Source organism: Streptococcus suis (assembly GCF_002964045.1).
Lineage (GTDB): Bacteria > Bacillota > Bacilli > Lactobacillales > Streptococcaceae > Streptococcus > Streptococcus suis_U.
This window is the reverse complement of the sequence record NZ_POPB01000410.1, coordinates 1-400: the sequence shown is the minus strand read 5'-3', so window position 1 is coordinate 400 and position 400 is coordinate 1. Positions and strand designations below refer to the sequence as shown.

1 pseudogene is annotated in these 400 nt (G+C 37.8%); it reads right to left on the bottom strand.

Going from position 1 to position 400, the window contains the following annotated elements:
• Positions 1-400 (bottom strand): annotated as a pseudogene (locus C1E99_RS10600) (calcium-binding protein); the annotation flags it as partial.

Below are 400 nucleotides of genomic sequence, written 5' to 3'. Positions count from 1 at the left end.
TTTTTGTCCGCATTGCCTTCTTCTACTAGCAGAACAGGAGTTAGTTCGACTTGCTTAAAACCTGAATCTTTCAGCTCTTTCTCGACATCTGTTAAATTTTTAGAAGCTGGTAGGTTGAATTCAACGGCATCTTTTTTGGGAACATGGTAGGAGATTGTAATTGGGATGTTTTTTAAAGCACGTCCTTCCTTCCAATCTTCTCCGTCAACAGAGACGAGTTCGACAAGATTGCTTTCACCTATTTTTCCAAATTCTAAATCACTAAGTTCCACCCCCTGAATATTTTTAAAACCTGCTTCCTGAAGATGTTTTACGACTGTTACATACTGTTGTCCATAAAGGTCATCTTTTTTTGGAAGCTCAGCAGTCATTAATTGTGAACCGATAAATGTTGTAAGTA